Here is a 19,732-nt window from a genome sequence, read left to right as displayed (position 1 = left end):
GTCTACCCGCCGCGCGGTAGCGTGTTCTGCGGCGCGCGAGCGCCGGTCGATCGCGGCGCTGCCGCAGAACGGAGCGGCATGGACGAGTCGACGGGCACGAGGTTCTGGGTGGGCGCGTCGACGCTCGGTGCGATCGGCACGGCGGCGCGCGGCATCCGCTCGCTCGACATCGCGGTCGACGGCGGCGCGACGCTCGGCGAACCCGTCGATGTGGGCCCGAACCCCATGTTCCTCGCGGTCTCCCGCGCCGCCGGCGTGCTCGGCATCGTGCACGAGCTCGCCGAGGGCCGCGTCTCGACGTGGACCTTCGAGGGCGACGGCCTCTCCAGCTTCGGCCTGTCCGGCGCGACGGGGGCCGCCGATCCCTGCCACCTCGCCTTCGACGAGGCCGGCGGCCTGTTGTTCGCGGCGAACTACTCGGGTGCTCGGGTGTCGGTGCATCACGCGGCGCCGGACGCCCCGGCCGACGTCGCCCTGAGCGCGGACTTCGACGGCTCGGGCCCGAACCGGGAGCGCCAGGAGGCGTCGCACCCCCACCAGGCAGTCGTCGACTCCGCTCGCAACCAGCTGCTCGTGCCCGACCTCGGCTCCGACCGGGTGCGCGTGCTCGGGCTCGACACGCTCCCCGAGGCGCTCGGGCACGACGAGGAGCGCGACATCGTCGTGCACGCCGGCGCCGGCCCCAGGCACCTCGTCATCGCCGGCGACCTGGCCATCACCGCGAACGAACTCGATCGCACGGCGAGCGTCATCGACCTCGCAGCTGGCCGCGAGGTGGCGTGGTGCTCGATCGGCGACGACGTCGAGCCGCTCGGACTCGGCTGCTCGGCGATCCGTCTGACGCGCGGCGGCATCGTGCTCATCGGCGACCGCGACGCCGACGCGTTGCGTGCGCTTCGCTTCGATGCCGAGGCCCGAACGCTCGAACTCGTGGCGACGGTCGTGACGGGCGGGCGGCATCCCCGCGACCTGGAGCTGACGCACGACGAGCGGTTCGCGCTCGTCGCCGATCAGGGCTCGGACTCCATCGCCGTGGTCGCGCTCGACGGAGTCGGCGTGCCGACCGGCGTCGTCGGAGTCGTGGAGACGCCTGCGCCGGCGTGCCTGGCGCGGATGTAGGTCTCGAGACGCCCTGGCGGGCCTCTCGACCGACGGACGGATGCCCCGGCGGCTCGACCGGCGAGCTAGCCGGGCGGGTAGAGGTAGAGCGCCTCGCCCGCCGGAATGGTGCGCCGGTGGTAGGAGTGGTCGGAGTTCTGGTTGTACTCCTCGATGTTCACGCTGCCGTCGTCGTTGATCGACTGCACGTACGCCACGTGGTTGTAGGGGAACCAGGCGACCGCTCCGATGACCGGCTCGCTCGAGGTCGGCCAGCCTCGGCTCGCCCATTCGTCGGCCCACGCGTACGCGCTGCCCGAGGCGAGGTTCGACCAGTCCCACTTCCACGGGGCGCTCGTGACGCCGGCGTCGCGGTTCATGCGCCAGGCCACGAAGTCGACGCATTCGCGGTAGTAGTACCGCAGCGGCGACAACCCTCCGCCGTAGTCGTCCGGCGTCTGGTCCCACCAGGGGTAGTCGTCGCCCTCGGCCTTGACCGTGTAGATGGCGTAGCTGCCCGAACCGCGGGAGGCGAGGTTCGCGGCCCATGCCGCGGCGTCCTTCTCCTCCTGGTCGAGACGCGCGGCCTCGATCTCGGCCTTCGTCTCGACGGTGTAGCCCTCGGTCGACAGCGGCGCGCCGCTCGCGAGCGAGGAGACCTCGACGTCTTGCGCCTCCGCCTTCGAGAGGCTGAAGGTGCCGGATGCCTCGAACGACTCGCCGCCGGGCATGAACGCGTATGCCGGCAGCGCCACGGTGCCGACGATCGCCGGCACGACGAGCATCGTCGCGAAGACCCGAGCCGGGCCGTTGCGACGCGTGGTCGGTCGCTGGGCCTTGGCCACGGTCGCGGCGACGTCGGGGCGGGCACCGGTCACGGGCGGTGCGGCGACGGATGCCGCGGCATCCGCTGCGCCCTCGGCCCGTTTGGAGCGTCGCCGAGCTGACGAGGTGCTTCGCGGTGCGCGGCCTCGGTCGGCCGAGCGACGTGCGGAGCGCGGGCGCTTCGATGCGTCGTTCGTCTCGTCGGCGTTCAACAGTGGGACCTCCGGGCACCGTTCCGAGGCCGCGGTGCAGCCCGGGAACGGAGTGGCTTCTCGGGTGTCGACGACCTCACGTGCCGCCGGACTCGTATCACCTTAGGGCACAGCTCCTGCCTTTGTCACGGCCGGTTCGTCATCGCGGCGCGCGTCCTCCTCGCCGGCCCCCTGCTCGACCGCACCGGTGTTGCGCAGGAACACGATGACCCAGCTGAAGACCAGCACCGCCACGACCAGTTCGACCGCGGTGAGGTTGTAGTACCCGCTGATGAAGAAGCCCGCGAGCACCACGATGACACCCACGTAGACGTATCCGAGCATGACGAAGACCTTCGGCATGGAGGGCAGCAGCGCCGGCAGGCTCACCACCATCGCGACGTAGACGATCGCCATGCCGGTCGCCGCGAGGTTGTGCGCACCGAGGTACTCGTCGACCGGGAAGATGCCCACGCAGGCGAGCAGGATGCCGATCAGGACGAGCCCGAAGCGCACGAGGTTCCGGCCCCGCCGCGCGCCGGCGTCGTCGGCCGGCAGGAACGCCGTCGCGTAGTGGGCGATCGTCGTCACCATGACACCGGCGATGATGAGCGTGACGTTGAACGCCAGGGCGGAGATGTCGTCGCTGATGCCGAGCGTGCTGAGGTTCTTCGTCCACCAGAGCGGGTCGCTCGCGCTCAGCATGCTCGCGAGCGCGCCGACCGCGAGGAACAACGCCAGCACGAGCGAGAGCAGCATCGGCGTGAGGTTCACCGCCGACAGGTACGACATGTACGCGGCGACCGCCATCGCCACTCCGCCGAGCACCGCCGCGGGGAATCCGTAGACGAGGGCGCCGACGAAGCTCTGGCTCAACAGCGACGCGAGCCCGGTGAAGCCGAGGAGCGCGATCACGCCGAGCGCCAGGGCGAGCGCGGCGACATCGAACCAGTGCAGGCGGGGGCGATAGCCGGGAGTCGAGCGGGCGCGAGAGCGCCGCATCGTGCATCCGAACACGAATGCGCCGATCGCGGCGAGGGCGCCGCCGACGGCCGCGTAGATGCCGACGGAGCCGCGGCCGGAGATCGGCACGTCCTGATCCCAGAAGACGAAGAGGCCGATCAGCGTTCCGATGACGAGGGCCGCGGCACCCACGAGGAGTGCCGACGACTCCTTGGCCTCCGCGCTCCGCGCCGGATGCCGGATCACTCGCGTGAGGGTTGACGAATCAGACATTCCGGTCCTCCTGCACAGCCGCACCATCGGAGCCGAAACGTGCTCCCGATCGGCAGCGTAGACCCGCCGTGCCCCGGAGGGAAGGATTCACGTCCAGCGAGCCGGTCAGGCCGCCGTCGCAAGGTACTCGTCCCACTGCGGCAGCGGTCGCTCGAATCCGCGCGCGACCCAGTTGCGACCGTTCGGACGACCCGGCGTGAACCGCAGCTCCCAGCCCATCTCGGCGGGTGTGCGATCGCTCTTCGTGTTGTTGCAGCGAAGGCAGCAGGCGACCAGGTTCTCCCAGGTGTCCCGCCCGCCTCGCGAACGGGGAAGCACGTGGTCGATCGTGGCTGCGGGCCGGCCGCAGTAGGCGCACGCGTGGTCGTCGCGGCGGAGCACCCCGCGACGGCTCACCGGCGCCTGGTTCGCTCGTGGAGCACGGACGTACCGGGTGAGGAGGATGACGCTCGGCCGCTGCCATGATCCGCTCGCCGCGCAGACCGGGTTGCCGACCTCGTGCTGGATGACGGTCGCCTTGTGGTTCATGACGAGGAGCAGCGCCCGCTTGAAGGAGACGATGGCGAGGGGCTCATAGCCCGCGTTGAGCACGAGTGTGCGCATGGAATGCCTTTCGATCGGTGCTGGATGGCTTCCAGCCGCGTGAACGGAACGGCGGTCCGAGAGGGCGTCGGGCGATGGCGGGCAGCACCGGATCTCGGCGGCTCGAGGGGCCCGGAGAACAGAGAACGGGCACCGTCGTGAAGACAGTGCCCGTCGGAGTGATCGCCCGGATGGAGCTCGAATGACTGCTGCGCCGTTGGTCGAAGAGCGCGCGCGCATCCGTGGAATGGATGCTGCACGACTGGTCCATCGGCTTCCCCTGCCCGGATCTCTCGGATCGTCAGGGTCTCAGGTTAGAACACGAATGGCGCGCCGGGAATGTCCGGCGCGCCATTCACGCGTGGTGTCACGCGATGTTCATCGGTCAGATGCCGATGCGCACGATGTAGTAGTCGCTCGTCCAGATGGGCTGCACGCGAACGGATGCGCCCTCGTAGGGAGCGTGCAGGATCATGCCGTTGCCGGCGTAGAACCCATCGTGTCCGGGCATGATGACGAGGTCGCCCGGCTGTGCATCCGCCTCGGAGATCCGGGTGCCCATGTCGCCCTGGCCTGCCGAGGAATGGGGCATGCTGACGCCGAACTGCGCGTAGACGTACATCACGAAGCCCGAGCAGTCGAAGCCGGCGGGCGTTGCGCCGCCGTACACGTAGGGGACGCCGATGTACGACGTCGCGACGTCGTAGACGCTCGCGAGGTCGAAGTTCGGGTACGGCGGGTTGGCGAGGAAGTCGCCGACCGACGGGCCCGAGTACGACGCCGCGTACGAGGTCATCGCCTCTTCGGCCGCGACCCGCGCCGCCTCGGCCGCAGCCTCGGCCTCGGCCGCCGCTGCGATCTCGGCGCCGGTGACGGCGTCGTAGCTGTCCTTGGTCACCGGGGCGGCGATCACGTCGTCGGTCACCTCGACCGACTGCGCCTGAGCCTTGGTGAGCTTCGTCACGTCGGTCTCGCCGAACTGCGGGCCGGCCGAGCCCGGCGCGAATGCGTACGCGGGGATCGCGAGGGTGCCGACGATGCCGGCCGAGACCGCCATGACGAGCACGTTCGCGACCGGGCCACGGCGCAGTCGTCGCGTCGACGGCAACTTCGTCGCGACGCGTGCTGCGGCATCCGGTTGGGGGGAAGTGGGGGAAACGGGTGCTTTCGCGGCGATGATCGCCTTCGTCGCAGCCCCGCGGGCGGGGTTCCTAGTGAGCCGCCGCCGTGAGAATCGAGCCAAGATGTGTACCTCCGTCGCCCCACGACATCGGATGTCACCCCACCGGATGCGCACGAGGGCGCTTACGGGTACTTGATCGAGCGGTGGGCTTGGGAGGCGTCTCGACCCTGGTCCTCCGACTGGCTTCTCGCCGGCGGACTCGAATGAGACTACGCGAGGAGTCCCCGAATGTCACATTCCGATCACGGCGTGGCGCTGATCAGGCTATTTGGCGATGAAGAGGTGCCCGGCCACTTCGGTGGGCAGCTCGAGGCCGCCCTCGACGCCGTCGACGACGACGAGCACGTAGCCGCCCGCGCGGCTGAACGTCGCCACGGCTCCGGGCATGACCCCGGCCTGCCGCATCTGGGCGAGCAGCTCGGGATCGAACTGCACGGGCTCGCCCAGGCGACGCAGGACGCCGCGCACGGGCTCGTCGCTCGCCTCGACGGCCTCCACGACGTTGACGACGCCGTCCATGAACGCATCGGCGGGCGGGAGCCCGAGCTCTTCGAGCCCGGGGATCGGGTTGCCGTAGGGCGATTCGCGCGGACCGCCGAGGATCTCGATGAGGCGACGCTCGACCTGCTCGCTCATCACGTGCTCCCAGCGGCATGCCTCGTCGTGCACGAACTCCCACTCGAGCCCGATGACGTCGGAGAGCAGCCGTTCGGCGAGTCGGTGCTTGCGCATGACGTGCACGGCCTTCGAGCGCCCCTCGGAGGTGAGCTCGAGGTGCCGGTCGCCGGAGACCACGACGAGGCCGTCGCGCTCCATGCGGGCGACCGTCTGCGAGACGGTGGGGCCGGAATGCCCGAGGCGTTCGGAGATGCGCGCGCGCAGCGGCACGATGTTCTCCTCCTCGAGATCGAGGATCGTGCGGAGATACATCTCCGTCGTGTCGATCAGGTCGGTCACGTGCCATCCTCCCGTTGTCACAGCCCGTCGTCCAGCCTACCGGGCGGCACCCGATCGCTAGACTCGATGCCATGCCGAGCATCGTGATTCCCAGTGACCTGCTGCCCGCCGACGGACGCTTCGGATGCGGGCCGTCCAAGGTGCGTGCCGAGCAACTCGCGCACCTCGCAGCGGTCGGACCGTCGATCCTCGGCACGTCGCACCGGCAGGCACCCGTCAAGCAGCTCGTCGGCCGCGTGCGCACCGGCCTCTCGGACCTCTTCGACCTTCCCGACGGCTACGAGGTCGTGCTCGGCAACGGCGGTTCGACCGCGTTCTGGGATGCCGCGGCCTTCGGCCTGATCGAGGAACGCGCGCAGCTCGCCTCCTTCGGCGAGTTCGGCGCGAAGTTCGCCGCCGCCGCGGCCGCCCCGTGGCTCCAGGCTCCCGATGTGCGCAAGGCCGACGCGGGATCCCGGGCCGAGCCCGCCGCGCTCGCGGGCGTCGACGTCTACGCCTGGCCGCAGAACGAGACCTCGACGGGCGTGATGGCCCCCGTCACCCGCGTCGCAGGCGACGACGGCGCGCTCACGGTCATCGATGCCACGAGTGCGGCCGGCGGCATCATGGTCGATCCGCGGCAGTTCGACGTCTACTACTTCGCTCCGCAGAAGAACTTCGCCTCCGACGGCGGCATCTGGTTCGCGCTGCTCTCCCCCGCCGCGATCGAGCGCGTCGAGCGCGTCGCAGCAAGCGGCCGGTACATCCCCGAGTTCCTGTCGCTGAAGAACGCGGTCGACAACTCGCGCCTGAACCAGACGCTGAACACGCCCGCCCTCACGACCCTCCTGCTGCTCGAGAACCAGCTCGAGTGGATGAACGCCTCGGGCGGCCTCGCCTGGGCCGACGCCCGCACCCGCGAGTCGTCGTCCGTGCTGTACGACTGGGCCGAGCGCACCTCGATCGCGACCCCGTTCGTCGCCGATCCCGCGCACCGCTCGCAGGTGGTCGTCACGATCGACTTCGACGAGTCGACGGATGCCGCGGCGCTCGCCTCGGTGCTCCGCGAGAACGGCATCGTCGACACCGAGCCGTACCGCAAGCTCGGCCGCAACCAGCTGCGCGTCGCGACCTTCACCGCGATCGAGCCCGACGACGTGCGCGCACTCACGGCCTCGATCGACTACGTGCTCTCGCAGTTCGGCTGATCCCGATGCGACTCTGGCTCAGCGACGAGGAACGGCGCCCCGACCCGGCACCCGCGCGCGCCGACGGCCGCAAGGCTGTGGTCGCGGGCACGCTCGGCTGGGTCGTCGCGCTCGTGGTCTGCCTCGTGTTCCGGGTTCCGCTCGAGTCGGCGGGCCTCGGATGGTTCATCGGCGCCGCGATCACCGGCATCGCCATCGGCCTCATCGGCCTCGCGGTCGTGCAGGTGATCCGGCGACGGGCCGATCAGTCGTCGGAGCGCTCGGCCGACTGATCGCCCGAGTCCGCGCCCGCTTCGGAGTCCGCGTCCTCGTCGGACTCGTCGTCATCGTCTGACTCGTCCGACCCGTCGTCCTCGTCGGACTCGTCGTCATCGTCTGATTCGTCCGACCCGTCGTCCTCGTCGGACTCGTCGTCGTCTGCATCGTCGTCGTCGGCGGGGTCCGCGTCCTCGACCGCACCGAGCGCATCGATGTCGATGCCGTCGAACTCGTCGTCGTCGACGTCGTCGTCGAGTTCGTCGTGCTCATCGTCGTCGTGCTCATCGTCGTGCTCGTCGTCGGCTTCGCCGCCCTCGGCTGCGATCGCCTCCTGAGCCGCCCGGTAGTCGGCCAGCCGCTCCGACCACGGCACCCAGTCGGGTGCGAGCAGTGCCGTCTCGCCGGGCATGAGCTCGGTCTCGAGCACCGTCGGCTCCGCGTTGTCGTCGAACCGCGACAGCGTGACGCTCCAGTGCCAGCCCGGGTACCCGCGGAGGTCCGAGGCGAAGAGGAGGGTCAGCACGTGCTCCCCCTCGACGAGGTGCCCGACGACCGATCCGACCGTCTCGGGAGCGGTGACCTCGAGCAGTGCGCGTCGGGCGAGATCCACCGCCGACAGGAGCACCTCGTCGGCCACGACGACCGCAGCGCTCTCGGCGCTCTCGGCGCTCTCGGCGCTCTCGGCGCTCTCGGCGCTCTCGGCCACAGCCTGCTCGGGTTCCGTCGCCTCAGGCATCGAGATCGTCTGCCACCTTGCGCAGCACCGCCGCGACGGTGCGGGCCTTCGACTTCTCGGGGTAGCGGCCGCGACGGAGGTCGGCGCCGATGCCGTCGAGCACCTTCACGACGTCTTCGACGATGATCGCCATGTCGTCGGCGGGCTTGCGGTTGATCTTGGTGAGGCTCACCGGGGTGTCGAGCACGCGCACCGACAGCGCCTGGGCGCCGCGCTTGCCCTCGGCGACGCCGAACTCGAGTCGACTGCCCGCCTTCACGGTCGCGCCGGCGGGAAGTGCGGATGCGTGGAGGAAGACCTCCTGGCCGTCATCGGAGCTGATGAAGCCGAATCCCTTTTCCTCGTCGTAGAACTTGACCTTGCCGGTGGGCATCGTATGAACCTCGCTCATGTCTGCAGGCGCGCTGAACCACAGCGCCGTCCACAGCCCAGTCTATTGCTCGGGACACCCGTGAACGGGCCGCCTGGCCTATTCTGGGATGGTGAGCGATTCCGGCCCCATCACCGACAATCGCGCCGAGCGCGTCCTGGCGTACATGTTCGCCGCCATCGTCGGCCTGTCCATCATCTGCTTCTTCGCCGTGATGATCGGCACGATCTCCGGCGTCGCCGTCGACGAGATGAGCTCCGGCGTCTGGGCGGTCGTCACGATGCTGCCCTGGTTCGGACTGCCGATCGCCTTCGTGCTCCTCATCGTCCTGCTCATCGTCAACGGCGTCCGGCGGGGCCGAGCCGCGCGATCCGGATCGAGCTGATCGGAGACGATGCTCGAGCTCGCCGCACGACTCCGCGGGCTGTCGCGAGACTCCCTCGCGGCAGCACTGCACTCGCGCGAGTTCGAGCCGTCCGGGGTGCGCGACCTCTTCGACCTCGCAGAGGCGGTGCTCGCACCGGACTCGATCGACCACGCGGTCGGCCGGCTCGATCGCCGTCACCTCGCCGTGCTCGCCGCGGCCGTCGAACTGGTCGCCGACGGCGACACCACGGTCGAACGGGTACGTGCCGAACTCGTGGGGCAGGCGGCATCCGCTGAACTGTCCGACGCCACGAGCGAGCTGCTCGACGAATTGAGCGGCCTGCTGCTGCTGGTGCGCATCGACGACCGCGTGCACGTGCCCGCCGCCGTCATCGCACGGGTGGCACCGCGCCTCGGCGCCGAGCTGCCCACCGTGGCCGAGCTCGCGACGCCGGCACCGCCGGTGCCCGTCTCCGGCGCCGACGTCGACCGCACGCTCATCGACCGCCGCGCCGCCGAGACGGCCTACGCGACCGTCGCGGCCACGGCCGAGGTACTCGCGGCGCTCGGAACGCAGCCGGCCCGCGAGCTCGCGAAGGGCGGCCTCGCGCTCCCCGACTCGAAGCGCCTCGCCGAGGCGAGCGGCATCGCCCTCGACGCCCTGCCCCGCCTCTTCCACCGGGCCGACGAAGCCGGTCTCGTCGTGCGCGACGGAGCGTTCTGGCTCGAGTCGGAGCGCGGCGCCGAGTGGTCGCTCGAGACGACCGCCGGCCGCTGGCGGCGCCTCGCCGAGTGCTGGCGCGCCCGCATCCCCGAGGCGCTCCGCGAACTCGTGGCACGCCGCAGCGAGTCGCTCACGGCGAGCACGCTCGGCGAAGACGTGCGCTGGTTCTACCCCGCCGGCGGACGCTGGATCGACGAAGGGCTCGAACGCCTCATCGGCGAGGCCGAAGCGCTCGGGCTCGCCGTCTCGGGCGAGCCCGCACCGACGGCGCTCCTCGTGCTCGCCGGGGAGCTCGACCGGGCCTCCGATCGACTGGCGGCGCACTTCCCCGCACAGGTCGAGCAGGTCTACCTGCAGCACGACCTCTCGATCGTCTCGCCCGGCCCGCTCGAGCCGGCGCTCGACGCCCGCCTGCGCGGCTTCGCCGACGTCGAGGGCCGCGACCTCGCGTCGACGTATCGCGTCAGCGCGGCATCCGTCAATCGCGGACTCGCCGCCGGCGAGACGGCCGAGTCGATCCTCGAGTTCCTCGGCGGGCTCTCGCTCACCGGCATCCCGCAGCCCCTGTCGTACCTCGTCGCCGAGGCGGCGGCGCGGTTCGGGTCGCTCAGGGTCTCGCTCGCAGACCCGGCGGATGCCCCGGCGCGGGCGAGCGTGCGCTCCGACGACGAGCAGCTCGTGCGCACCCTCGCCGTCGACCAGTCGCTCGTCTCGATCGGCCTGCGCCAGACGGGCCCGCACCGACTGCTCTCGCGGTTCCCGCCCGAAGTCGTGTTCTGGGCGCTCGCCGACGCGCGGTACCCGGTCGCCGCCGAAGACGCCGCGGGCGAGATCATCCGGCTGAGCCGCCACCACCTGGCGGCGGTTCCCGAGCCGGTGTCGAAGCCCGACCCGATCGAGGCGCTCCTCGACGTCGTGCTCGCCGAGGGGGAAGCCGGGGCGAGCGAGCAGGCATGGCTGGCGCGCCAGCTCGAGGCCGCCGCCCGCTCGAAGGAGACGCTCACGGTCACCGTGCGCATGCCCGGCGGCGACACCGCCGACTACCTGCTGGCGCCGGCGAGCGTCGCCAACGGGCGGCTCCGCGCGCGCGACCGCAAGGCCGACATCGAACGCACGCTGCCGTTGTCGGCGATCGCGGCGGTCTCGCCGGCGCCCGCCGGGGCCTGACGCCCGTCGTCGGCTCGGAGATCTGCACGGTTCCGGACCGGATCCGCCCGGGGCATCCGATCGAGTGCGGATCTCCGATCCGGTGCCGAACGGCCGACCTCCCATGAACCGGGCGTAGACTCGACCGCTATGTCAGACGGCCCACTCATCGTGCAGAGCGACCGAACCGTCCTCCTCGAGGTCGCGCATCCGCTCGCCGAAGACGCGCGCCACGACCTCGCGGTGTTCGCCGAGCTCGAACGGGCCCCCGAGCACATGCACACCTACCGCATCACCCGGCTGGGTCTCTGGAACGCGCGAGCCGCCGGCCACGACGCCGACGACATGCTCTCGACGCTCGAGCGCTACGCGAAGTTCCCGGTGCCGCAGACCGTCGCCGTCGACATGCGCGAGACGGTCGGCCGCTACGGACGGCTCGTCGTCGACCGCACCGACGACGGGGCGCTGCGCCTGCACAGCGACGACATCGCCGTGCTCACCGAGGTCGCCTCGGCCAAGCGCATCGCACCGCTGCTCACCGAGCGCCTCGACGAGCGGAGCTTCCTCGTCGAAGCCTGGGCGCGCGGCGCCCTCAAGCAGGAGCTCGTCAAGCTCGGCTGGCCGGCTGAAGACCTCGCGGGATACACGCCGGGCACGCCGCACCGGATCGACCTCGAGGAGTCCGGCTGGCACCTGCGCGGCTACCAGCAGCAGGCGATCGACAACTTCTTCGACGGCGGCTCCGGCGTCGTCGTGCTGCCCTGCGGGGCCGGCAAGACCCTCGTCGGCGCCGGGGCGATGGCGACGGCCAAGACCACGACGCTGATCCTCGTGACCAACACGGTCTCGGCCCGCCAGTGGCGCGACGAACTGCTGCGCCGCACCACGCTCACCGCCGACGAGATCGGCGAGTACTCGGGGCAGGTCAAGGAGGTCAAGCCGGTCACGATCGCGACCTACCAGATCCTCACCGCGAAGCGGAAGGGCGAGTACGCCCATCTGGCCCTGCTCGACGCGCTCGACTGGGGCCTCGTGGTCTACGACGAGGTGCACCTGCTGCCGGCGCCCGTGTTCAAGCTCACCGCCGAGCTGCAGGCCCGTCGACGCCTCGGCCTCACCGCGACCCTCGTGCGCGAGGACGGCCGTGAGGGCGACGTCTTCAGCCTGATCGGCCCGAAGCGCTTCGACGCCCCGTGGAAGGAGATCGAGGCCCAGGGCTTCATCTCCCCCGCAGCCTGCTACGAAGTGCGCATCGACCTGCCGCAGTCCGAGCGGCTGACGTACGCGGCATCCGCCGACGACGAGCGCTACCGCCTCGCGGCGACCGCGCCGGCCAAGCTCGGGGTCGTCAAGGAGCTCGTGGCCAAGCACGCCGGCGAGCGCATCCTCGTGATCGGCCAGTACCTCGACCAGATCGACGAGCTCGCCGCGGCGCTCGGCGCCCCGCAGCTGACCGGCTCGACGCCCGTCGACGAGCGCGAGCGGCTGTTCCAGGAGTTCCGCGACGGCCGCACCCCCGTGCTCGTCGTCTCGAAGGTCGCGAACTTCTCGGTCGACCTGCCCGAGGCGACCGTGGCGATCCAGGTCTCGGGCTCGTTCGGTTCGCGCCAGGAGGAGGCGCAGCGACTCGGCCGGCTGCTGCGGCCGAAGGAGTCGGGACTCAGCGCGAACTTCTACACGCTCGTGTCGCGCGACACCGTCGACCAGGACTTCGCGCAGAATCGGCAGCGGTTCCTCGCCGAGCAGGGCTACAGCTACACGATCCTCGACGCGCATTCGCTCGAGGCCGCCTGACGCAGCCGTCGCACCGCGCCGACGTCAGCCGCGTGCATAGCGGAGCAGCAGCAGGTCCCCGGCCGGGATCGCGTGCACGAGCCGCATGCGGCGCTCGAGCTCGGGAGCACCGCGCACGATGCGCCCTGCATCGCCTGCGACGAGCATCGGGCTGAGCGAGAGGCAGAGCTCGTCGACGAGGTCGGCCTCGAGCAGCGACCCGAAGAGATGCGGCCCGCCCTCGCTGAGCACCTGCCGGAACCCGCGCTCGGCGAGCACGTCGAGCATGGCGCGCACGTCGACGGCCTGCTCCCCCACGACGATCACGTCGGCGACCGGCTCGAGCGCGGCCCGCTGCGCCGCGGGCGCCTGGGCATGGGTCACGACGATCGGGCGCGTCACCGCGGCCGTGAAGAACGCCGACTCGGGGTCGAGCGCGAGCGACGAGGAGACGACGGCGAGCCGGGGTTGCTCGGCCAGGCCGTGGGCGGCGCGCCAAGCGGCATCCGCTTCGCTCACGGCCACGCCGCCGTAGCCCTCGACCCGCACGGTGCCCGCACCGACCAGTACGACGTCGGCGAGCGTGCGCAGCACCTGCATGGCGAGGCGGTCGCTCGCGTCCCCGAGACCGCCGCTGCGTCCCTCGAGGGTGGCCGCGCCGTCGAGGCTCGCGACGAAGTTCATGCGCAGCCGCCGGGCGGAACGGTCGGGCAGGGCGTATGCCGCGATGAGCTCCTCGCGACCGGGCGTCGACGGCGCGGCGTTCACTGGTTGTGCTCCAGGAACACCGGCTCGCGCCATCCCTCGATCGCCTCGACCATGCGCATGGCGTCGACGGTCTCGCGCACGTTGTGCACGCGCACGATGCGGGCGCCCTGCATGACGCAGTAAACCGCGGCGGCGATCGAGCCCTCGATGCGCTGCTCGCGCGGCCGGCCGAGGCTCTCGCCCACGAAGTCCTTGTTCGAGAGCGCCACGAGGGTCGGGTAGCCGAGGCTCGTGATCTCGCCGAGACGGCGGGTCAGCTCGAGCGAGTGCAGCGTGTGCTTGTTGAGGTCGTGGCCCGGGTCGACGATGATGCGATCGGATGCCACACCTCGCGATTCGGCGAGCGCGACGCGCTCCGTGAGGAAGGCCGACACCTCGGCCACGACGTCGCCGTACCGCGGCGAGGGATACGGCGTACGGGGTTTCGCGAGGCTGTGCGTGACGACGATCGTCGCCCCCGTCTCTGCGACGACCTCGGCCATGGCCGGGTCGTGGATGCCGGTCGTGTCGTTGACGACGTGCGCGCCCGCCGAGATGGCCGCACGGGCGACCGCGGGGAGGAAGGTGTCGACCGAGATGACGGCGCCGGATCCGGCGAGCGCGGCGACGACGGGCACGACGCGCTCGATCTCCTCCTCGGCGGGGATCGCGGGCCCCGGCGCGAACTTCGCGCCGCCGACGTCGATCCAGTCGGCGCCCTGCTCGATCGCGAGGGTCGCGGCGGCGACGGCGGCGTCGAGCGCCTCGGTGCGCCCTCGGTCGTAGAAGGAATCCGGGGTGCGGTTGACGATCGCCATCACGGCGACCTCGCGCGAGAAGTCGAACTCACGGGGGCCGATGCGCCGGATGACCGGGGTTCGATTCGCCATGCTGCCGAGTCTTCCACGGCTGCTGCGGGGCTCCAATCCGCGCGTCATCCGACACACCGGATCGGCGACCCTCGAAGAATGTTCAGGAAAGTTCCAGCCGATGCGCAGAGAATCATCACATGAGCGACGGACCACGAATTCTCATCGTCGACGACGAGCCCAACATCCGCGACCTTCTCACGACGAGCCTCAGGTTCGCCGGTTTCGCGGTGCGCGCGGTCGGCAACGGCGCGCAGACCATCTCTGCGGTACTCGAGGAGGAGCCCGACCTCATCATCCTCGACGTGATGCTGCCCGACATGAACGGCTTCGGCGTCACCAAGCGCCTGCGTTCGGCCGGGTACACCGCGCCGATCCTCTTCCTCACCGCGAAGGACGACACGGAGGACAAGATCACCGGCCTCACCGTCGGCGGCGACGACTACGTCACGAAGCCCTTCAGCCTCGACGAGATCGTCGCCCGCATCAAGGCGATCCTGCGCCGCACGATGCACGCCGAAGAAGACGCGGTGATCCGCACCGGCGAGCTCACGATGGACCAGGACACGCATGAGGTGCTCGTCGGCGACGTGCCCGTCGAGCTCTCCCCCACCGAGTTCAAGCTGCTGCGCTACCTCATGCTGAACCCCAACCGCGTGCTGTCGAAGGCGCAGATCCTCGACCACGTGTGGGAGTACGACTTCAACGGCGACGCCGGCATCGTGGAGAGCTACATCTCCTACCTCCGCCGCAAGCTCGATCAGCACTCGGCGGAGCCGCTGATCCAGACCAAGCGCGGATTCGGCTACATGCTGAAGTCCTCCAAGCCCTGACTCAGGAAGGCCCACCTAGACTCGGCCCGCCATGAATCAGATCTCCGAGCGGTGGAACCGCATCTCGCTGCGTACCAAGATCACGGGCGTCACCGTGCTCATGCTCACGCTCGGGCTTCTGGTGTCCGGAATCGGCACCGCGGCGATGCTGCGCTCGTACGTCGAAGACCAGGTCAAGGTCAAGCTCGAGGCGATCGCATCGGGCGACCTGCGCAAGTACTTCACCGACCAGGGTGAGGAGCCGAGCGATCGCGCCCCGCTCGACGACCTCAGCTTCAAGCCCGACCTCGACGTGTTCGTCGCCGTGTACGACGCGAAGACGGGTCAGGTCGACAAGCACAACTGGCACGATCGCGACCGCGTGGAGCTGCCGCAGATCCCCGAGACGCTGACGGCGGCAGAGGTCAATGCACGGAACGAGGGCCAGTACTCGGTCTTCCCGATGCTCGACGGCGACGGCAACCCGACCTTCCGCGCCGTCACGGCGCTGACCCTCGCCGACAACCACGGCAACTACTCGCCGATCATCCTCGCGATCTCCTCGAAGGAGACCGAGCAGCTGCTCGCGATGTACCTCACGATCTTCTTCGGGTTCGGGTTCGGGGTCGTGCTCGTCGGCGCCCTGCTCACGCGCATGCTCGTGACGACGACCTTCATGCCCCTCCGCGAGGTCGAGCGCACCGCGGCGGCGATCGCCGACGGCGACTTCAGCCAGCGCCTCGGCGGCGCGACGCCGAACACCGAGGTCGGCCGGCTGAACCGTTCGCTCAACACGATGCTGAACCGCATCGACCGCGCCTTCCGCGACCGTGCGCGCACGATCGACCAGATGCGCCGCTTCGTCGGCGACGCCTCGCACGAACTGCGCACGCCGCTCGTGTCGGTGCGCGGCTACGCCGAGCTCTACCGCATGGGCGCGCTGCAGTCGCCCGACGAGGTCGGGCAGGCCATGGAGCGCATCGAGAAGGAGGCGATCCGCATGGGCCTCCTCGTCGAAGACCTGCTCGCGCTCGCCCGTCTCGATGAGGCGAAGCCGCTCGAGCTCGCCGAGGTCGACCTCGTGCCGCTCGCCCGCGACGCCGCCCTCGACACGATGGCCGCGCACCCTGCGCGCACGGTCACGGTCATCGCGCCCGAAGACCTCAGCACGGCGGATGCCTCGGGCGAGCCCGCTCCCGAACTCGAGGTCGAGCTCGACGTCGCGGGCGACCGCGCCGCGCCGCCGACCGGCCCGATCTCCTTCGCCGGCGCGACGCTCGCGCGTCTCCGCGGTCGTCGCCCGAAGGGCGAGGCCGCGACCACCACCGGCAGCCGCCGGGCGACGGCGAAGGCGGGCGGCTCGTCGGCCGCGTCGAAGCGCGCCGCACGCGCGTCGGCGGCGGCCTCCGCGGCCGCGGCTTCGACCTCGGCCTCGGCCTCGGATGCGATCGCCGCACCTTCGACGGCACGCGGCTCGGGTGCTCCCGGCCCGCAGATGCCGGTTCGCCGCACCGTGGTGCTCGCCGAGGAGAACAAGATCCGTCAGGTCATCACGAACCTGATGGGCAACGCGATCCGCTTCACCACGCCTGAGAGCCCGATCGAGATCCGCATCTCGGTCGACGACGCGACCGAGCGGGCGATGATCGAGGTCGTCGATCACGGCGAGGGCATCCCCCCGCAGATCCGCGAGAAGATCTTCCAGCGGTTCTGGCGCGCCGATACGTCTCGCACCCGCGAGACCGGCGGATCGGGCCTCGGCCTCGCGATCGTGTCGTCGATCGTGGCTGCGCACAACGGCACGGTCGACGTCGTCGAGACGCCCGGCGGCGGCGCCACCTTCCGGGTGTCGTTGCCCCTCGCCGGTTCGGCCGCTGCGCCGCAGTCGGTCACCGCCGACTGACGGCCGGCTCCGGCGTCGCTCCGCCGCGGGTCGACGCGCGACGACCGGCGCCTGTCGCCCAGTGCCCGGCACTCCGCCTCAACAGGCGACGAGCAGCGGATGTCGCACACCGTCGCTGCTCGACCGCGATTCGTTCACCTGCCGCGCCGTAGCGTGGCGCGCACACCGAACGAAAGGGGCCGAGATGGCCGTCTACCACGTCGATGCCGAACAGGTGTCAGCCGCCACCCAGACCGTGCAGGGCACGATCGGGCGAATCCAATCCGAGGTGGCATCGCTCCTCGGCCAGCTCTCGGGCCTGCAGTCGTCGTGGTCCGGTCAGGCCTCGACCGCGTTCCAGGGCGCCGTCGCCGATTGGCGGGCCACCCAGCTGCAGGTCGAAGAGAGCCTCGCCGGCCTGAACCGCGCGCTCGGGGTCGCAGCCGTGCAGTATTCCGACGCCGAACAGGCGAATGCGCGGCTGTTCCTGCGCTGACGTTTCACCCCGAGCTGCCGTGGCACCCCTTCCCTTCACGCCGTGGCGACATAACATGGGGGCGAGACGTCGCCCCATGACGGCGCCCCGATCGACGATGAGGGAGCGATGATGTCCGAATCGAACCGACCCGCTGAACCGCAGTCCTCCGAAGAGCCGAGCACACCCGCCGGCACGGTCGACGCCACCGATGACCTCGAGGGCAGCTACACCGAGGTCGACGGCGAGGGGCCCCACGAGCGCACGGTCTCCGGTGCGTACGTCCGCACCGACGGCGCCGAAGACGACGAATCGTCGGTCGGCGACTACACGTCCACCGACGGTCACCCCGACGGTCACGAACCCGAGCAACGCCACGGCAAGTTCGTCGGCGCCGAACCGCCGAAGCCGCACCCCGGCCTGCACCACATCTGACGACCGCACGCGAGCCGCTCAGCTCGTCGCGACGACCCCGATCTCGCCGGCGAGTCGAGCGCCTGCGGCCTCGAGCCAGCGCAGCGGATCCGCCATCGCGGGTTCCGCTCCGCCGGCGAGCCCGGTCAGCGCGACGGATGCCGCGAACCCACGGGGCTCCGCCGTGATCGCACCGGCGACGAGCGCGACCGGCACGCCGCGGGCGGCGGCCAGCCGGGCGACCTCGCTCGGCGCCTTGCCCGCCTCGGACTGCCCGTCGAATCGCCCCTCGCCGGTGATCACGACGGCGGCGCCGGCGAGGTCGTCGTCCAGGCCGAGTGCGTCGGCGACGAGCGCCGCTCCCCCGCCCATCGCAGCGCCCCACGCGAGCAGGCCGAACCCGGTGCCGCCGGCCGCGCCGGCTCCTGGGGTCTGCGGTGAGATGTCGGGAACGAGGCGAGCGAACCGGGCGAGGTTCGTCTCGAGCACGACGACGGTCGCGGCATCCGCGCCCTTCTGCGGACCGAAGACCGCCGCGGCGCCCTGCTCGCCGAGCAACGGGTTCGTGACGTCGCCGAGGATCAGCACCCCGCCGGGAGGCAGGGGGCGCAGTCCTGCGAGGTCGACTCGGGCGAGGGAGCCGAGCCCGCGGTTGCCGAGCGGCACCCGGCCCTGATCTCCGTCGAGGAACCGAGCGCCCAGTGCGGCGAGGGCCCCCGCACCGCCGTCGGTCGACGCGCTGCCTCCGAGCGCGAGCAGGAGCCGCTCGACCCCGGCGTCGAGCGCGTCGGCGATGGCCTCGCCGAAGCCCGCCGAGTGCGCGTCGAGGGGCGCGAGCGGGTCGAGCAGCGTGATCCCCGACGTCGCCGCGAGCTCGACGACGCCAGTGCCGTCGGGCAGCAGCAGCCAGTGCGTCGCCACGGGCTCGGAGACGGGACCCCGCACCGTGGCCGGCATCCGCCGCGCGCCCGGCACGGCGACCTCGAAGGCGTCGAGCGTGCCCTCGCCGCCGTCGGCCATCGGCCGGGTGATGACCTCGTCGTCGGCGCGCACCGAGCGCCATCCGCGCGCGACGGCGGCCGCCGCATCCGCTGCATTGGCCGTGCCCTTGAACGAATCAGGGGCGATGACGACCCGGCTCACCGCTCGTTCGCCGTCGGCGCCGGCACGCGCGCGAGCCAGGCGAGCGAAGCCGCGAGCAGTGCACGGTGGCCGGCCGAGTCGTAGGAGCGGGCATCATGGCCCAGGGCGTCGTAGACGAGACGCGAGCGACCGAACTCCCGCGCCCACACGAGAGGATGACGAATGCCGTCGTGCTCGTGTTCGGCGATCGGCTCGATCACGTCGTCGAGCCGGAAATCGGTGTAGCGCTCGTCGAACACGGTGAAGTCCTCGAGTCCCTCGGCGATCGCGTGGTTGCCCACGATGTGCACCGCGGCCTCGCCGATGGGCGGGTGCCACGAGCGGTCGCGCACCCAACGTGCGCCGAGCGCCCGCTCGAACGCGGGGTAGTCGTGCAGGCTCGCCGCCGCCGTGTGCACGGCGAGGATGCCGATGCCCCGATCGATGGCCGACCCGAGGACGGCGTTCGCCGATCCGAGCACGGAGGCCTCGGGCACGGCGACGGTCTCGCCCTCGGGGTTCGGCGCATGCGGGTCGCCGGCGTTCACGACGATGAGGGCGACGTCGTCCGGCAGGGACGCGAGCGCCCTGTCGACGTCGTCGGCGACCTCCACCGCGAACCCCGCCCCTGCGACGAGTTCGGCGAGCGCCGCGGTCGTCTCGGAGTGGCGGTGCCACGGGTCGGCGTACCGACCGGAACCGTTCAGCATCACGGCACGCATGGCGCCTCCTCGCATCCCCGCCATCGTATCGCCGCGCCGTGCTCGCCGTCGCCGCGC

Annotated in this window: 21 protein-coding genes; 10 read left to right on the top strand and 11 right to left on the bottom strand. The window is 71.0% G+C overall.

What is annotated here, in order from left to right; translation table 11 throughout:
- Positions 1–78: 78 nt before the first annotated feature.
- Positions 79–1,119 carry a lactonase family protein gene (locus tag BJY17_RS16950; protein ID WP_179552407.1) on the top strand — a complete coding sequence of 347 codons (1,041 nt, stop codon included), beginning with the start codon at positions 79–81 and terminating at the stop codon, positions 1,117–1,119.
- Positions 1,120–1,184: 65 nt separating this feature from the next.
- Here BJY17_RS16950 and BJY17_RS16945 read toward each other — a convergent pair whose 3' ends face one another.
- From BJY17_RS16945 to BJY17_RS16925, 5 genes are all read right to left on the bottom strand, one after another.
- The gene (locus tag BJY17_RS16945) at positions 1,185–2,135 is read right to left on the bottom strand and encodes a CHAP domain-containing protein (protein WP_246303760.1); all 951 of its coding nucleotides are present in this window, start codon (positions 2,133–2,135) and stop codon (positions 1,185–1,187) included.
- Between the two features lie 102 nt (positions 2,136–2,237).
- Entirely contained in the window at positions 2,238–3,350 is a 1,113-nt protein-coding gene (locus tag BJY17_RS16940; RefSeq protein WP_179552406.1) for a hypothetical protein, read from the bottom strand.
- 105 nt (positions 3,351–3,455) lie between these two features.
- Positions 3,456–3,953, bottom strand: a complete 498-nt coding sequence (locus BJY17_RS16935) for an HNH endonuclease (RefSeq protein ID WP_179552405.1) — start codon at positions 3,951–3,953, stop codon at positions 3,456–3,458.
- 364 nt (positions 3,954–4,317) lie between these two features.
- A complete protein-coding gene (locus tag BJY17_RS18390) occupies positions 4,318–5,175 on the bottom strand; it encodes a C40 family peptidase (RefSeq protein WP_246303758.1) in 858 nt (285 codons plus the stop codon).
- 204 nt (positions 5,176–5,379) lie between these two features.
- Positions 5,380–6,072, bottom strand: a complete 693-nt coding sequence (locus BJY17_RS16925) for a metal-dependent transcriptional regulator (RefSeq protein ID WP_179552404.1) — start codon at positions 6,070–6,072, stop codon at positions 5,380–5,382.
- A 71-nt stretch (positions 6,073–6,143) separates the two neighbouring features.
- Here BJY17_RS16925 and serC point away from each other — a divergent pair, with 71 nt between their 5' ends.
- Together serC and BJY17_RS16915 are read left to right on the top strand one after the other, a co-directional pair.
- Positions 6,144–7,259 carry a phosphoserine transaminase gene (serC, locus tag BJY17_RS16920; protein ID WP_179552403.1) on the top strand — a complete coding sequence of 372 codons (1,116 nt, stop codon included), beginning with the start codon at positions 6,144–6,146 and terminating at the stop codon, positions 7,257–7,259.
- 5 nt (positions 7,260–7,264) lie between these two features.
- On the top strand, positions 7,265–7,531 hold the full coding sequence (locus BJY17_RS16915) for a DUF2530 domain-containing protein (protein ID WP_179552402.1): 267 nt from the start codon (positions 7,265–7,267) through the stop codon (positions 7,529–7,531).
- On the opposite strand, the gene BJY17_RS16910 is transcribed toward BJY17_RS16915, so the two are convergent.
- Positions 7,504–8,253 carry a DUF3027 domain-containing protein gene (locus BJY17_RS16910; RefSeq protein ID WP_179552401.1) on the bottom strand — a complete coding sequence of 250 codons (750 nt, stop codon included), beginning with the start codon at positions 8,251–8,253 and terminating at the stop codon, positions 7,504–7,506. The genes BJY17_RS16915 and BJY17_RS16910 overlap by 28 nt on opposite strands.
- Positions 8,246–8,626, bottom strand: coding sequence for a cold-shock protein (locus tag BJY17_RS16905; protein ID WP_056656630.1), 381 nt, complete (start codon positions 8,624–8,626; stop codon positions 8,246–8,248). The genes BJY17_RS16910 and BJY17_RS16905 overlap by 8 nt, the downstream gene beginning before the upstream one ends.
- Positions 8,627–8,735: 109 nt before the next feature.
- Here BJY17_RS16905 and BJY17_RS16900 point away from each other — a divergent pair, with 109 nt between their 5' ends.
- The 3 genes from BJY17_RS16900 (at position 8,736) to BJY17_RS16890 (ending at position 12,653) form a co-directional block, all read left to right on the top strand.
- Positions 8,736–9,008: a multidrug ABC transporter ATPase gene (locus BJY17_RS16900; RefSeq protein WP_179552400.1), complete on the top strand. Its 273-nt coding sequence runs from the start codon at positions 8,736–8,738 to the stop codon at positions 9,006–9,008.
- Positions 9,009–9,017: 9 nt separating this feature from the next.
- Complete coding sequence (locus BJY17_RS16895) at positions 9,018–10,880, top strand: helicase-associated domain-containing protein (RefSeq protein WP_179552399.1); 1,863 nt, start codon at positions 9,018–9,020, stop codon at positions 10,878–10,880.
- Between the two features lie 129 nt (positions 10,881–11,009).
- Positions 11,010–12,653, top strand: coding sequence for a DNA repair helicase XPB (locus tag BJY17_RS16890; protein ID WP_179552398.1), 1,644 nt, complete (start codon positions 11,010–11,012; stop codon positions 12,651–12,653).
- Positions 12,654–12,677: 24 nt separating this feature from the next.
- Here the strand turns inward: BJY17_RS16890 and BJY17_RS16885 are convergent, their stop codons facing one another.
- The gene (locus BJY17_RS16885; RefSeq protein ID WP_322789882.1) at positions 12,678–13,400 is read right to left on the bottom strand and encodes a pyrimidine reductase family protein; all 723 of its coding nucleotides are present in this window, start codon (positions 13,398–13,400) and stop codon (positions 12,678–12,680) included.
- Complete coding sequence (gene folP / locus BJY17_RS16880; RefSeq protein WP_179552396.1) at positions 13,397–14,269, bottom strand: dihydropteroate synthase; 873 nt, start codon at positions 14,267–14,269, stop codon at positions 13,397–13,399. Before folP ends, BJY17_RS16885 begins: the two co-directional genes overlap by 4 nt.
- A 119-nt stretch (positions 14,270–14,388) precedes the next feature.
- Here folP and BJY17_RS16875 point away from each other — a divergent pair, with 119 nt between their 5' ends.
- From BJY17_RS16875 to BJY17_RS16860, 4 genes are all read left to right on the top strand, one after another.
- Positions 14,389–15,081, top strand: coding sequence for a response regulator transcription factor (locus tag BJY17_RS16875; RefSeq protein ID WP_022894322.1), 693 nt, complete (start codon positions 14,389–14,391; stop codon positions 15,079–15,081).
- 31 nt (positions 15,082–15,112) lie between these two features.
- Positions 15,113–16,963: a sensor histidine kinase gene (locus BJY17_RS16870; RefSeq protein WP_246303756.1), complete on the top strand. Its 1,851-nt coding sequence runs from the start codon at positions 15,113–15,115 to the stop codon at positions 16,961–16,963.
- 184 nt (positions 16,964–17,147) lie between these two features.
- The gene (locus tag BJY17_RS16865; protein WP_074261717.1) at positions 17,148–17,438 is read left to right on the top strand and encodes a WXG100 family type VII secretion target; all 291 of its coding nucleotides are present in this window, start codon (positions 17,148–17,150) and stop codon (positions 17,436–17,438) included.
- Between the two features lie 111 nt (positions 17,439–17,549).
- Positions 17,550–17,852: a hypothetical protein gene (locus tag BJY17_RS16860; protein WP_179552395.1), complete on the top strand. Its 303-nt coding sequence runs from the start codon at positions 17,550–17,552 to the stop codon at positions 17,850–17,852.
- 18 nt (positions 17,853–17,870) lie between these two features.
- On the opposite strand, the gene BJY17_RS16855 is transcribed toward BJY17_RS16860, so the two are convergent.
- Together BJY17_RS16855 and BJY17_RS16850 are read right to left on the bottom strand one after the other, a co-directional pair.
- Positions 17,871–18,974 (bottom strand): glycerate kinase, encoded by a 1,104-nt coding sequence (locus BJY17_RS16855; RefSeq protein ID WP_179552394.1) that lies wholly within the window; start codon positions 18,972–18,974, stop codon positions 17,871–17,873.
- Positions 18,971–19,675 carry a ThuA domain-containing protein gene (locus tag BJY17_RS16850; protein WP_179552393.1) on the bottom strand — a complete coding sequence of 235 codons (705 nt, stop codon included), beginning with the start codon at positions 19,673–19,675 and terminating at the stop codon, positions 18,971–18,973. The genes BJY17_RS16855 and BJY17_RS16850 overlap by 4 nt, the downstream gene beginning before the upstream one ends.
- Positions 19,676–19,732 lie beyond the last annotated feature (57 nt).

Source organism: Agromyces hippuratus (genome assembly GCF_013410355.1).
Taxonomy (GTDB): Bacteria; Actinomycetota; Actinomycetes; order Actinomycetales; family Microbacteriaceae; genus Agromyces; species Agromyces hippuratus.
Note: the sequence above shows the minus strand (reverse complement) of the source record. Positions and strands in the feature narration are given on the sequence as shown.